We start from the raw sequence: 13,924 nt of genomic DNA, 5'->3' as shown, positions 1-13,924 counted from the left end.
CCGACGACAGTAAGAAGGGGCCCCGCCTCTACCGAAGACGTTAAGAAGGGGCCCCTCCTTACACCTCAGCCCATGTGCGGGTAGGTGTGGTCGGTCGGGGGGACGAAGGTTTCCTTGATCGTCCGGGGCGACGTCCAGCGGAGCAGGTTGTGCCAGGAGCCCGCCTTGTCGTTGGTGCCGCTGGCCCGGGCGCCGCCGAACGGCTGCTGCCCGACCACCGCGCCGGTCGGCTTGTCGTTGATGTAGAAGTTGCCGGCCGCGTACCGCATCTTCTCCGCCACCTGGTCGACCACCCGGCGGTCGGTCGCGAAGATCGACCCGGTCAGCGCGTACGGCGCGATCGACTCGGCCTGGGCGACCACGTCGTCGAACCGGGCGTCGTCGAAGACGTGCACGCCCAGGATCGGCCCGAAGTACTCGGTGGTGAACGTCTCGTGCGCGGCGTCCGAGCACTCGAAGAGCGTCGGCCGGACGAACCAGCCGACCGAGTCGTCGGCGGTGCCGCCGGCCAGCACGCGGCAACTGTCGTCGCCCTTGATCAGCTCCAGCGCGGCGGTGTGCCGGCCGAACGCCCGGTCGTCGATGACCGCGCCGCCGAAGTTGCTGAAGTCGGTCACGTCGCCGTAGGTCAGCGCGTCCGCGGAGGCGGCGAGCCGGTCCCGCAGCCCGCCCTCCCAGATGGAGCGCGGCACGTACGCCCGCGAGGCGGCCGAGCACTTCTGGCCCTGGTACTCGTAGGCGCCCCGGAGCAGCGCGGTGTGCAGCGCGTCCACGTCGGCGCTGGTGTGCGCCACCACGAAGTCCTTGCCGCCGGTCTCGCCGACCAGTCGCGGGTAGCCCCGGTAGCGGGCGATGTTCTCGCCGACCGTGCGCCAGAGCTGCTGGAAGACCTTGGTGGAGCCGGTGAAGTGGATGCCGGCCAGGTCGGGGTCGGCGAGCACCACGTCGGAGACCTCCTCGCCGCGCCCGGTGACCATGTTGATCACACCGGGCGGCAGGCCGGCCGCCTCGAACAGCCGCATGGTGAAGTGCGCGGCGAACTGCTGGGTCGGGCCCGGCTTCCAGACCACTGTGTTGCCGAGCATGGCCGGCGCGGACGGCAGGTTGCCGGCGATGGCGGTGAAGTTGAACGGCGTGACCGCGTAGACGAAGCCCTCCAGCGGCCGGTGGTCGAAGCGGTTCCACACGCCGGGCGAGGACATCGGCTGCTCGGCCAGGAGCCGGCGGGCGAAGTGGACGTTGAACCGGAGGAAGTCGATCAGCTCGCACGCGGCGTCGATCTCGGCCTGGACGGCGGTCTTGGACTGGCCCAGCATGGTGGCCGCGTTGAGCGTGTCCCGCCAGGGGCCGGCCAGCAGGTCGGCGGCGCGCAGGAAAATCGCGGCCCGCTCCTCGAACGGCAGTGCCCGCCACATCGGGGCGGCGTCCTTGGCCGCCTCGACGGCGGCGCGGGCGTCGTCGTGGGTGGCGTGCCCGGTGACGCCCAGCACGTGCGCGTGCTTGTGCGGCTGGACCACGTCGATCGACTCGCCGCCGGCCATCCGCTGCGCGCCGGCGATGGTCATCGGCAGCTCGATCCGCTCGGCGGCCAGCTCGGCCAGCCGCCGCTGGAGCCGCTCCCGGTCGGCGCTGCCGGGCTCGTAGGTGTGGACCGGCTCGTTGCGCGGCTCGGGGACGGAGAACACGGCGTCCATCACAGGCTCCTGTGCGATCTCGACGGCGATGGCGAAACCGGACCCGCGGGCACCGGCCGGGCGGCCGGGTGCCGGACACCACGCGGCGGACCGGTCGCGGCGGCGGGACCTGCGCCGATTCTGTCACGCGGCGTTCCCGTCGGCCCGGGCTCCCCGGGTGCGGGCCGGGAGATCGGACGCACCCACCCTCTCCGGACCATCGGCAGGAGTGGCCTCCACCCGACGAAACGTCAGAACAGAGAGCGTCGGGTCGACGATTCGTCAGAGCCCTCGTCGGGCCGAACGGCGGCAGCCCCGCCGTCCCCGCCGGCGGTCGGCCACCGCGGCGGGCCCGCCGGAGCGGCGTCGCGGGACGCGTACGCTGGATGGCCGGTGACCTGCCCGGCCCGCGCGGGGCGATCCGGCAGCCGTCGAAAGGGAGACGATGAGCAACCAGCCCGGCAGCTCCACGGCCGCGGAACCGGACCGGCCCGAGGCCGACGCGCCGCCCGTCGCCGGCCAGGTCGGCACCGCCGCCGGCCGGCCGGGGTACGCGCCGGGCGCGCTGCCGCTGGCCGTGCTGTCGCTCGCCTGGCTGGTGGCCATGCTCTGGTCGACCCGGGAGGCGATCACCTCGACCGCGGCCGGGGTCACCGCGATCAGCCTCTCCGCGTACGCGCTCCCCGGCGTGATCACCGCGGCGCTGGTCACCGGCGCCACCGTCGCGCTGGCGGCCACGAACCGGCTGGGCCGCGCCTCGCTGCGCTTCCTGGCCACCGTCGGCGCCGGCCTGCTGGTCGGGCTCGCCGCCGCGGTGGGCGTCAACCTCACGTACGCCGACAACGCCACCACCAACACCATCGCCGGCACCACGGCCGCCGCCGCGATCATCGGCGGGGCGACGGCCGGCGCGCGCCAGGCGCGGGTGGTGGCCGGTCTCGCCGCCGCCACGCTCGCCGCGCAGGTCTTCGTGGTGCTGTTCAGCCGCGCCCGGGACCCGCTCTCCGACCTGTTCGGCGCCGGGGAGACGCAGCAGTCGGTGCTGGACGCCGCCAAGTGGGTGTCCCGGACGGAGTCGCTGCTCGCCGGGCTGATCGCCGGCCTGGTGGCGTACCTCTACCTCGCCTGGTCGCGCCGGCGCGCGGAGCGCCGGGACGGCGGGGCGTCGTCGCTGCGCTGGCCGGCGTACCTGGTGGCCGGCGCCGGCGCCGGGCTGCTCCTGCTGCTCACCGAGGTGATCATCCGGATCGGTGGGCGCGGGCTGCTCGACCTGGCCGCCGCGCTCAGCGAGGCCGACCAGGTGGCGCAGACCGCGCTCGGCACCTCCCGGGTGGACAACGCGATCTGGGTGCTCTTCGTGGGCGCGCTCACCACGCTCATCGTCTTCGGGCGCACGCTCGGGCCGCGCGCCGTCGACGACGAGGAGGACGAGCCGGCGGCCTGAGCCGCCCGTCGGCCCTCAGCCGGCGTCGCGCAGCAGCAGGTCCAGCTCCGTGACGTCGTACCACTCCAGTTCGTGGTCCTCGACGCCGTCGACGGTGAACTGGGCGTCGGGGTCGCCGGCCTGCGCCTGCGCCACCACGTCGGCGGCGGCGGCCACGTCCCCGGCCGCGTCCGCGCCGTCCACGTGGATCGCGGCGACGGACTTCACCGGCACCGGGCCGGCCGGCCGGACCACGCTGGAGCCCAGCTCGCCGGCGACCCGACCCACCGCGCGGGCCGGCAGGTCGGCCGAGACCACCACCCGCCGCCGGGGAGCGCCGGGGTCGGCCCGCAGCAGGAGCAACGCGTCCTGGGCGGCCCGGGTGAAGGCCACGTACTCCAGCTCCTCCTCGTCGCCCTCGGCGTACCACTCGCGCAGCTCCGGGGTGACCGCGTGCGCCGCCTCGGCGGCCAGGCCCTCGTCCCGCAGCCGGGCCAGCATCGGGACGGTCGCCGGCAGGTACACCCGGACAAGCTCGTCGGTCACCGCACTCTCCCCGCACTCTCCGCCGCTCGCCGGCGGACGCCGGCTCCGGGCGCCGATCATGCCGTACGCCGACACCGTCATACACCCGGCACCCGCCGGGGAGAAGCGTCCCACCGGTGTGTCCACCGAAGCGGGCGTCAACGGTGTCGCTCGCTGGTGGCAAACTGAGGCAAACGAAGCCAACCCCGGGAGTCACCGTGGAGTCGAGGTTCCTGCTGCTCTCCGACGTCGCCGCCGAGCTGAACGTCTCGGACTCGCAGGTCTACCACATGGTCCGGAGCGGTGAGCTGCCCGCGATCAAGATCGGCGGCCGGGGTCAGTGGCGGGTCGAACGCGCGCGCCTGGAGGAGTACATCGAGCGCAAGTACGCCGAGACCGCCGAGTGGGTACGCGGCAACCCGTTGGGCGAGCGCGACGTGGAGTGACCTTCCACGAACCGTGAGCCATTGACGCGTACGCTTTTCATGCTCGAAGATGAGGTTTGTCGGAGGCAAACACAGGCAAACGTAGGATTCGAGGGCTGACATGGTTGACACCCGCCGTCCCCGGGCACCGCGTCCACCGGTCCGTCTCCGCCCCGCCCCGCCGCTCGACCCGCCCTGCACCGACGAGGACGCGGTCTGGAGCCACGTCGGCCAGCTCGCGCTCGACCTGGTCGACAGGCGTCGCCGGGAGTCCGACCGGCCCGCCAACCGGGCTCCGGACCGCGCTCCCAACTGGCCGCGCTGGTCCGTCTCCGGCGCGCCCCGCACCGCCCCGGGCGAGGGCAGCGCGCTCTGCGACGCCGGCGCGAGCGGGGACGGCGACGGGCGGCCGCCCGCCGGGCCACCACCGTCCACCCTCGCCACCGCCACGCCCGAGGCTGCGCGGGCGGCCCACCGGTTCGTGCGCACGTTCCTGGAGATCGTCAACGGCTTCCGGCCGCCCGGGCAGCTCCGGCCGCTCTGCCTGCCCGAGGCTGCCGCCCAGGTGTCGGCCGAGCTGACCCGGGCGGCCCGGCGGGTCACCCCGGGCCGCCGCCGCAGCGCCCGGCCGGCCCTGCTCCTGCGCCGGCTGCGCGTCTGTGAACCCCGGGCCGGCGCGGTGGAGGCCACCGCCGTGTTCGCCGGTGCGGGCGGCACCGGTTGGGCCATCGCCGTGCGCCTGGAACACCGCCGCGGCAACTGGCTCTGCCTCGTCCTGGACGTGCTCTGACCCGCCCTCCTCGTCGATCGGCAGCACCCCCGCCTCCGCGGCCGTGATCATGAGGTTGACGGCAGTGTTGATCTCCATTGATGCCGTCAACCTCATGATCAACCGGCCGCTTCCACCCGGCCGGCCCGACGAGCATCAAGGTGGCCCCGCCGAGGGGCACGCCCGGGGCCCTCGACATCGCGGACTCGTTGACGACCCCACTCACAGGTCGACCTACGCACACCAGCGCAGACAGGAGCCCCGACAGGCCCACCGAACGCCGACGGGCCCCGGCCGGTGGCCGGGGCCCGTCGGGTGGCGCTGGGGTCAGTTGCCGCCGTTGGGCGAGCCGTGGCAGCGCTTGTACTTGCGGCCGGAGCCGCACGGGCAGGGCGCGTTCCGGGACGGGCCCTCACCGCCGTCGACCTGGGGGGACGCGGAGCGCCGGGCGGCACTGCTCGCGGCAGCCGCCTGGCCGCTCGCCCCGGCCGGGGTCCGACGCGGCGTCGAGGCGGCCGGGCGCTCCGGCGCGGGCTGGCCGATGCCCAGCGCCGGCGCCTGCTGCTCGACCCGCTCGATCACCGGGGCGCCGCGACCGGCCTCGCCGTCGACGGCGGGCGCGGAGTATTGCAGACCCTGCTGCTGCGGCGTGCGGTTGAGACCCTTGGCGCGGATCTCCACCGGCTTCTCCAGCAGCTCCACCTCCTCGGCCTCCGGCGCGGCCTCCTCGACCTGCACGTCGAGGTTGTAGAGGAAGCCGACCGTCTCCTCCTTGATGCCGTCCATCATGGTGGCGAACATGTCGAAGCCCTCGCGCTGGTACTCGATGACCGGGTCGCGCTGGGCGTACGCCCGCAGGCTGATGCCCTCCTGGAGGTAGTCCATCTCGTAGAGGTGCTCGCGCCACTTGCGGTCGATCACCTGGAGCAGGACCATCCGCTCCAACTGGCGGACCGCCTCCTCGCCGAGGGTCTCCTCGCGCCGGTCGTACGCGGCGTGCGCGTCCTCCTTGAGGCGGGCGAGCAGGAAGTCCTGGTCGAGGCCGGCCCGGGAGCCCACCTCCTCCTCCAGCTCCTCGACCGTGACGCCGACCGGGTAGAGCTGCTTCAGGCTGGACCAGAGCTGGTCGAGATCCCAGTCCTCCGCGTAGCCGTCGCTGGTGGCGCCCACCACGTACGCGCCGACCGTGTCGTCGATCATGTTGCGGACCTGGTCGGAGAGGTCCTCGCCGTTGAGCACCCGGAGGCGCTCGGCGTAGACCACCTGGCGCTGCTTGTTGAGCACCTCGTCGTACTTCAGGACGTTCTTGCGGATCTCGGCGTTCTGGCCCTCGATCTGGGCCTGGGCGCTCTTGATCTGGCGGGTGACCATCTTCGACTCGATGGGCACGTCCTCCGGGATGTTGAAGCGGTCCATCACCGCCTCGACCGCGCCCGCGCGGAACCGCTTCATCAGCTCGTCCTGGAGCGACAGGTAGAACCGGGACTCGCCCGGGTCGCCCTGCCGGCCGGCCCGGCCCCGGAGCTGGTTGTCGATCCGGCGGGACTCGTGCCGCTCGGTGCCCAGCACGTAGAGCCCACCGGCGGCGGCGACCTCCTCCGCCTCGGCCTCGCAGGCCTGCTTCCAGGTCGGGAGGATCTCCTCCATCGCCTTGGCGTACTCCTCCGGCTGCTCGACCGGGTCGAGGCCGCGCTGGCGGAGGTCGTTGGCGGCGAGGAACTCGGGGTTGCCGCCGAGCAGGATGTCGGTGCCCCGGCCGGCCATGTTGGTGGCGACCGTGACCGCGCCCTTGCGCCCGGCCTGGGCGACGATCTCCGCCTCCTTGGCGTGGAACTTCGCGTTCAACACCGAGTGCGGGATGCCGCGGCGGCGCAGCATGTGCGACAGGATCTCGGAGTTCTCCACCGAGACGGTGCCGACCAGCACCGGCTGGCCCTGCTCGTGCCGCTCGGCGATGTCCTCCACCACGGCGTTGAACTTGGCCTTCTCGGTCTTGTAGATGACGTCGGGCTTGTCCATCCGGACCATCGGCCGGTGCGTCGGGATGGTCACGACGCCAACCTTGTAGACCTTGTTGAACTCGCCAGCCTCGGTCTGCGCGGTGCCGGTCATGCCGGACAGCTTCTCGTAGAGGCGGAAGTAGTTCTGGAGGGTGATGGTGGCCAGGGTCTGGTTCTCCTGCTTGATCTCCACCCCCTCCTTGGCCTCGATCGCCTGGTGCATGCCCTCGTTGTAGCGGCGGCCGTGCAGGATGCGGCCGGTGAACTCGTCGACGATCAGGACCTCGCCGTCGCTGACGATGTAGTCCTTGTCGCGCTTGTAGAGCTCCTTGGCCTTGATGGCATTGTTCAGGTAGCCCACCAGGGGCGTGTTGACCGACTCGTAGAGGTTGTCGATGCCGAGTCGGTCCTCGACCCGGGCCACCCCGCGCTCGCTGACCGCGATGGTGCGCTTGGCGTGGTCGACCTCGTAGTCGCCCTCGCCGTCGGTGCCGGGCTGGAGCCGGGCCACCACCCCGGCGAACTCCTGGTACCACCGGGCGGAGTGCTCGGCCGGCCCGGAGATGATCAGCGGGGTGCGGGCCTCGTCGATGAGGATCGAGTCGACCTCGTCGACCACCGCGAAGAAGTGGCCGCGCTGGACCAGCTCCTCCTTCGACCAGGCCATGTTGTCGCGCAGGTAGTCGAAGCCGAACTCGTTGTTGGTGCCGTAGGTGATGTCGCACTCGTAGGCCGCGCGGTGCTCGGTGGAGGGCCGGTTCGGCAGCACCACCCCGACGGAGAGCCCGAGGAACTCGTGCACCCGGCCCATCCACGCGGCGTCGCGCTCGGCCAGGTAGTCGTTCACGGTGATCACGTGCACGCCCTTGCCGGCGAGCGCGTTCAGGTAGACCGGCATGACCGAGGTCAGCGTCTTGCCCTCACCGGTCTTCATCTCGGCGATGTTGCCGAAGTGCAGCGCCGCGCCGCCCATCACCTGGACGTCGTAGGGGCGCTGACCGAGCACCCGCGAGGCGGCCTCACGGCACACCGCGAACGCCTCGGGCAACAGGTCGTCGAGGGTCTCGCCGTCGGCGAGTCGCTCCTTGAACTGGTCGGTCATGCCGCGCAGCTCGTCGTCGTCGAGGTTGACGTAGTCGTCCTCGATCGAGTTGACGGCGGCCGCGATGGCCTTCAGCCGACGCACCATGCGGCCCTCGCCGGCGCGAAGGACCTTTTCCAGAATCGACACGGATCAACGCTCCCCTAGACGGTCTCGAACCATCGTAGGCGCTCCGACGCGGCGATGGTCACTGGTGGCGGCGGTCCGGACCCGGGAACCCGACATAACGCCGCGGGCACGCGGGCAGCAACCGCTAATCGGGTTACGCCGTCCGCGAACGATCCGGCACCATGGCTCGGATGGAGCCTGTGGAGATCATCGAGGACGGGCTGTTGCTGCGCCCCTGGCGGGCGGCGGACGCCGACGCGGTGCACCGCGCCTGCCAGGACCCGGACATCCAGCGCTGGACCACCGTACCTCGCCCGTACCGGCCCGAACACGCCCTCGCGTTCGTGACCACGGTCGCCGCGACGGCCTGGGCGACGGGTGCCGGCGCGCCGTTCGCGGTCTGCGACGCCGACAGCGGCGAGCTGCTCGCCTCGTGCGGTCTGGTCTCCGTCGACCGCGCGCTCGACTCGGCCGAGATCGGCTACTGGACCGCGCCCTGGGCGCGGGGCCGGGGCGTCGCGGTCCGCGCCGTCCGCGCGGTCGCCCGCTGGGCGTTCGACGCGCTCGGCCTGCGCCGGCTGACCTGGCAGGCCGAGATCGGCAACCACGCGTCCCGGCTGGTCGCGCTGCGGGCCGGTTTCCGGGTCGAGGGAGAGCTGCGGCTGGCCCACCCGGCCGACGGCGGCCGGCCGGAGGGGTGGATCGGCTCGCTGCTCCCGGCCGGGCTGGCCGCGCCGGGCGACCCGGTCCCGTACGGTCCGACCACGCTCCAGGCCCGCCGGGCGGCCGTCTTCGGCCGGCCGCAGCCCGTCCTGTTCGCCACCGCCGGCGGCACCGAGCTGCGGCTGCGCCCGCTCGAGGAACGCGACCTCCCCGACATCACCCGCACCTGTCAGGACGAGCAGACGGTGCGCTGGACCACGGTGCCGCACCCCTACCGACCGGAGGACGCCGAGGGCTACCTGCGGGACCTGGTGCGGCCGGCCTGGGCCCGGGGCACCGCCGCGATGTTCGCGGTGGCCGACCCGGACGATCACTACGTCGCCTCGATCGACCTGCGCATCCTCCCCACCGACCCGCTGGTCGCCGACGTCGGCTTCATGACCGCCCCGGCCGCGCGGGGGCGGGGCTACCTGCCGGCCGCGCTCACCGCGCTCTGCGCCTGGGGGTTCACCACGCTCGGCCTGGCCCGGGTCGAGTGGCGGGCCAACGTGGGCAACACCGCGTCCCGGCGGGCGGCCGAGAAGGCCGGCTTCACCGTCGAGGGCACGCTGCGCGGCGGCGTCCAGCACCGCGGCGAACGGCAGGATATGTGGATCGGCGGCCTGCTGCCCCAGGACCTGGTGTGACCCCGGAGACGATCGAGGGGTACGGGGTCCGGCTGCGCCCGTGCGACCCGGCGGACGTGCCCGGGACGGTGGCCGGCTGCGCCGACCCGGAGACCCGGCGGTTCATCCCGCTGCTGCCCGACCCGTACGACGCGGACAGCGCGCGGTGGTGGATCACCGAAGGGGCGCCGGCCGCCCGGGCGGCGGGCGGGGCCGCGTACACGATCGCCGACCCGGCCACCGACCGGCTGCTGGGCAGCATCGGCCTGACCCGGCTCAGCGCCGAGCGGGCGACCTACGAGATCGGCTACTGGGTGGGGCCGTCGGCGCGCGGCCGGGGCGTGGCGACCGCCGCCACCCGGCTGCTGACCGAGCGGGCCTTCGCCGCCGGCGCGGCCCGGCTGGAACTGCTCACCCACCAGGAGAACGTGCCGAGCCAGCGGACGGCGCTGACCTGCGGCTACCGGCGCGAGGGAGTACGGCGGGGCGCCGGCACGCCACGCGACGGCGTCCGCCCCGACCTGGTCGTCTGGGCGCGGCTGGCCGACGACCCGCCCGGGCCGACCGCCCGGCCGCTGCCGGACCTGCCCGACGGCCGGCTCACCGACGGCATGGTGACGCTGCGCCGCGTCGAACCGGCGGACGAGGACATGATGTACCGGCTGCACACGCTGCCGGAGGTGGTGGCGAGCCGGGTGCCGCCGGCGCCGCCGGACCGGGCGTCGATCGCCCGCCGGTGCCGGCTCGCGGCGAGCCACTGGCTGGCCGGCGACGCCGCCGACCTGACCGTCGTCGACGCCGCCACCGGCACGCCCGTGGGCGGTTGCCTGCTGGCGTACGACGAGCCGGCCACCGGTCAGGCGATGCTGGGCTACAGCCTGCTGCCCGAGGCCCGCGGCCGGGGCCTGGCCAGCGGGACGGTCCGGCTCGTCGCCGACTGGGCCTTCGGCGTCGGGGTGGCCCGCCTCTGGGCCGGCACCCGACCGGAGAACGTCGCCTCCCAGCGGGTGCTGGAACGGGCCGGCTTCCGGCGGGAGGGCCTGCTGCGCGGGCGGCTGCCCGGCCTGGCCGGCACCCGCACCGACACGGTGATCTTCGGTCGGCTGGCCTCGGACGCGCAGTGAGACGGAGCCCCCGCGGGCGGGCGGGGGCTCCGGGTCGTCGGCCAAGGGTCAGGTGTCGAGCGAGATGATCCCGTAGTCGTAGGCGCGTCGACGGTAGACCACGCTCGGACGGCCGGACTCCTTGTCCAGGAACAGGTAGAAGTCGTGGCCGACCAGCTCCATCTGGAACAGCGCGTCGTCGACGGTCATCGGTTCGGCGGGGTGGACCTTCTCCCGGGCGATGTGCCACGGCTGGTCGTCGGGTTCGGAGTAGCCGTCGGCGTCGGGGCGTTCCGCCACGGCGGTGGCCGTGGCGTGCCCGTTCAGCGACGCCAGCCCGGGCCCGTCGAGGTCGGCCACCGGCAGCCCGGCGGTCGCGGCGGCCACCGAGAGCGGCGCGTGCCGCCCGCGGTGCACCCGGCGGCGGTCGGCCGCGCGGCGGAACCGGGTGTCCAGCTTGGCGATGGCGGCGTCGAGCGCGCTGTAGAAGTCGCTCGTGCAGGCCTCGGCCCGGATCACCGGGCCCCGCGACGCGCAGGTGATCTCCACCCGCTGGCAGTGGTCGGCCTGGCGCGGATTGCGCTCGTGGAACAACTCGACATCCACGCGAATGAGTTTGTGGTCGTAGCGTTCGATCTTCGCGAGTTTTTCGGCTACGTGCACCCGGTAATGGTCCGGCACTTCGACGTTACGGCCCTTGACCACGATGTCCACGTGACCTCCCTTGTTCGGACGGTCGTTCGGTCCGGATCTTCCGGTCGACGCGCCTGGGACGGCCCCGCTCGGCGTCGACCGGTGATGTACGGCTACGCCTCCTTCCAGTGCCGGGGGAAGGTTGGCATCCTCACTACCCCCGACACGGAAACGCTAACTCCTGTTCGGTCACCAGTCACCCCCGGTTGTCGAGAGCGGTCGGGAAAATTAACACCTCATACACCATGGGGTGAAACGGAACCACGAAGCGTCACCGAGGCCGCCGCTTTTGCGTTGCGGCGAGCACCGCCGCGACCTTTGGCGTCATTCCCGCGCGGTGCAATTTCCGGCTCACCGCCGCCAGCGTGGCACCGGTGGTGACGATGTCGTCGAGCAGCACCACGGTCCCCGCCGGCGTCGCCGTCCCCGGCCGGCGCAACCGGAACGCCGCCTCCGCCGCCGCGGCCCGGCCGGCGCTGTCCAGCACCACCGAGTCCGGCCGGGGCAGCGCCCGCAGCGGTCGCAGCACGCGAACCGGCCAGCCGGCCGCGCGCAGCCGGGCCGCGGCGGGCCGGACCAGCCGCTCCAGGTGGTCGCCGTACCGGGCCCGGGCCGCGCGGGTGGTGTCCGGCACCGCCACCAGCGTCACCGGGCCGGGCCGGCCCACCGCCACCGCCACCACCTCGGCCAGCAACGCGCCCAACGGCCGGGCCAACCCGTGTCGGCCCCGTTCCTTGTACGCCAGCAGCCCCTCACGCAACGCCCCGCCGTACGGGCCGAGGGCGACGCAGGGCGGCAGGCCGGATGGGGCCGGATCGGGCCGGGTCGACGCGGGCCGCAGCGCCTGAAGCTCGGCCACGCAGCGCGGGCAGAAGCCCTGCCGCAGCGCCGGGGAGCGGACCGCGCACCCGGCGCACCCGGTGGGCAGCACCAGATCGGTCAGGTCCGACCAGAGGCCGCCCAGGTCCGGCACCGGCATCTCAGTAGAAGAAGAACGGTGCGGTCGGGTTGGCCGGCCGGCCGCCCGCCGGCAGGTCCAGCACCTGCTCCGGCGTGACGAGGTCGAACGGGTTGTTCCGCCAGGCGCTGCCGGCGGTCTCGAACATGAACGAGAGCGCGGGCAGCCCGCCACCCCCGCCGCCCGGGTATCCCGCCAACTGGGTCACCGCGGCGCCGATCCCGGACTTCAGCGTGGAACCCAGGCCGCCGTCGATGCTGAGCTGGTGGATGGCCGAACGCCGGTCCGGGTCGTTGCCGGCGATCACCAGTTGGTCCTCCGCGATCCAGTCGACCGCCGTCACGCCGGTGAGCAGCGTGGGCAGCCGGCGGGGCTGGCCCAGGGTGACCACGCCGCCCTCCACGCTCACCGGCGCCACGTAGACCGCGCCGCCGCTGACCAGCGCGATCCGGTGGCCGTCGAGGGAAGCGGCGACCGCCACGACGCTTCCGGAGACGTTCAGCGGAACGGGGCTCAGCGTGGCCGTCCCGTCGAACCGGTAGAGCTTGCCGTCGGCCGCCACCAGACCCGCCGGATGGTCCGTGGCCAGCGAGCGCAGCCAGGTGGGCCGGCTCATCGTCTGGAACCCGGCCTTCGGGTCGCTGGTGTTGAACACCGCCACCGGTTCCGGCCCGGTGCCAACCTTGAGCCGGAGCCGCCGGTCCGCCCCGGTCACCACCAGCGCGGCCAGCACCTGGTCCTCGGCGCGGGCGAGGGTCGCCGAGACCACGTTCCGGTTCTCCGCGGCCGGCAACGGGACGACGGCCCGCTGCTCGGTGCCGATGGCGAGCGGATGGATGACGCCGTCGTAGACGCTGAACCGGGTGGGATTCGCGCCCCTCGGGTACGCGAGATGGGTGTCGCGCTCCCGCTCCAGGTCGACGCTGAGCCGCTTCTGGTTCTGGATCTTCAGCTCGAGTTGCCCGGTCAACTCCGGCAACGACCAGGCGAGCTGGGTGCCGAGCCGAGCCAACCGACCCTCGTTGGCGCCCGGCATGGTCAGGTTGACCTCCCACTGGGAGTCCGCGCCGGTGGCGTTGTTGATCGGGCGGGTGCCGTCCGGGAGCCCGGTCACCCCGGACTCCAGCCAGTCGGACGGGCCACCGGCCAGCCACTTCACCACCTCGGTGACGCGCCGCTCGGCCGACACCGACGACGGCAGGTAGCGCAGGTCGGGCACCAGCCGGGTCAGGTCGGAGTTCCAGAAGTAGACGGTGCGCGTGCGGTAGTACTGGCGCAGCGCCGTGTCGCTGGTCAGCAGCACGTTCGGCAGGCTGGTGATCAGCAGCCCGGTCCCGGCCGGCTCGGCCCGCCGCAACTGGAAGACGTACTCGGTCTCGGTGGCCCCCGGCGGGCCGAGGGTGCCGTCGGCCCGCAGCACCCCGACCTGCTGCACCTTGATCGTGACCCGGCTGGTGCCCTGGTTGTTCGGCGGGGTGCTCTCCTTCGCCCGCAGTCGGACCACGGTGAGTTCGACCTCGCTGGTCTGCGGCTTGCCGGGCAGCAGTTCCCGGGCCTCCGGGGCGAGGAACTTCTGGGCCCGGGTGTACGCCTGGTCGCGTTCCCCGGCAGCGGCCGCGCTCAGATAGTTCTCAATGAACGGCACCGGCTCGTCGCTGTCGGTCGGCGCGGGCGGCGAGGCCGGCGGGCCGTTGAGCGAGCCGGCCTCGCCGGCCGGCACCGAACCGTCGACCTGGACGTCCGTCTGGGCCGGAATGCCGCACCCGGCCGGCAGCAGGACGCCGGCCAGCAGCACGGCCAGCAGTCGCCGCGGCACG

General features: G+C 73.4%; 11 protein-coding genes. 5 read left to right on the top strand and 6 right to left on the bottom strand.

Annotated features, from left to right (window positions below):
• Positions 1 to 65: 65 nt before the first annotated feature.
• On the bottom strand, positions 66 to 1,694 hold the full coding sequence (gene pruA, locus OG767_RS06240) for an L-glutamate gamma-semialdehyde dehydrogenase (RefSeq protein ID WP_405092552.1): 1,629 nt from the start codon (positions 1,692 to 1,694) through the stop codon (positions 66 to 68).
• Positions 1,695 to 2,118: 424 nt separating this feature from the next.
• Here pruA and OG767_RS06235 point away from each other — a divergent pair, with 424 nt between their 5' ends.
• Positions 2,119 to 3,117, top strand: a complete 999-nt coding sequence (locus tag OG767_RS06235; RefSeq protein WP_405092551.1) for a hypothetical protein — start codon at positions 2,119 to 2,121, stop codon at positions 3,115 to 3,117.
• A gap of 15 nt (positions 3,118 to 3,132) precedes the next feature.
• Here OG767_RS06235 and OG767_RS06230 read toward each other — a convergent pair whose 3' ends face one another.
• Positions 3,133 to 3,642, bottom strand: a complete 510-nt coding sequence (locus OG767_RS06230) for a DUF6912 family protein (protein ID WP_405092550.1) — start codon at positions 3,640 to 3,642, stop codon at positions 3,133 to 3,135.
• Positions 3,643 to 3,839: 197 nt separating this feature from the next.
• Between OG767_RS06230 and OG767_RS06225 the strand changes: the two genes are divergently transcribed.
• Both OG767_RS06225 and OG767_RS06220 read left to right on the top strand, forming a co-directional pair.
• Positions 3,840 to 4,067, top strand: a complete 228-nt coding sequence (locus tag OG767_RS06225) for a helix-turn-helix domain-containing protein (protein WP_091060288.1) — start codon at positions 3,840 to 3,842, stop codon at positions 4,065 to 4,067.
• Positions 4,068 to 4,167: 100 nt separating this feature from the next.
• Positions 4,168 to 4,836, top strand: coding sequence for an Rv3235 family protein (locus OG767_RS06220; protein ID WP_405092549.1), 669 nt, complete (start codon positions 4,168 to 4,170; stop codon positions 4,834 to 4,836).
• Positions 4,837 to 5,142: 306 nt separating this feature from the next.
• Here OG767_RS06220 and secA read toward each other — a convergent pair whose 3' ends face one another.
• Entirely contained in the window at positions 5,143 to 8,046 is a 2,904-nt protein-coding gene (gene secA / locus OG767_RS06215) for a preprotein translocase subunit SecA (RefSeq protein ID WP_405092548.1), read from the bottom strand.
• 170 nt (positions 8,047 to 8,216) lie between these two features.
• On the opposite strand from secA, the gene OG767_RS06210 reads away from it, so the two are divergent.
• Together OG767_RS06210 and OG767_RS06205 are read left to right on the top strand one after the other, a co-directional pair.
• On the top strand, positions 8,217 to 9,374 hold the full coding sequence (locus tag OG767_RS06210; protein WP_405092547.1) for a GNAT family N-acetyltransferase: 1,158 nt from the start codon (positions 8,217 to 8,219) through the stop codon (positions 9,372 to 9,374).
• Positions 9,371 to 10,477, top strand: a complete 1,107-nt coding sequence (locus OG767_RS06205; protein WP_405092546.1) for a GNAT family N-acetyltransferase — start codon at positions 9,371 to 9,373, stop codon at positions 10,475 to 10,477. The genes OG767_RS06210 and OG767_RS06205 overlap by 4 nt, the downstream gene beginning before the upstream one ends.
• A gap of 48 nt (positions 10,478 to 10,525) precedes the next feature.
• On the opposite strand, the gene hpf is transcribed toward OG767_RS06205, so the two are convergent.
• The 3 genes from hpf to OG767_RS06190 form a co-directional block, all read right to left on the bottom strand.
• Entirely contained in the window at positions 10,526 to 11,170 is a 645-nt protein-coding gene (hpf, locus tag OG767_RS06200) for a ribosome hibernation-promoting factor, HPF/YfiA family (protein WP_405092545.1), read from the bottom strand.
• 250 nt (positions 11,171 to 11,420) lie between these two features.
• Entirely contained in the window at positions 11,421 to 12,128 is a 708-nt protein-coding gene (locus OG767_RS06195) for a ComF family protein (protein ID WP_405092544.1), read from the bottom strand.
• A gap of 1 nt (position 12,129) precedes the next feature.
• On the bottom strand, positions 12,130 to 13,923 hold the full coding sequence (locus tag OG767_RS06190) for an LpqB family beta-propeller domain-containing protein (protein ID WP_405094146.1): 1,794 nt from the start codon (positions 13,921 to 13,923) through the stop codon (positions 12,130 to 12,132).
• Position 13,924: the final 1 nt, after the last annotated feature.

It is taken from the genome of Micromonospora sp. NBC_01392 (genome assembly GCF_045040125.1).
GTDB lineage: Bacteria > Actinomycetota > Actinomycetes > Mycobacteriales > Micromonosporaceae > Micromonospora.
Note: the sequence above shows the minus strand (reverse complement) of the source record. Positions and strands in the feature narration are given on the sequence as shown.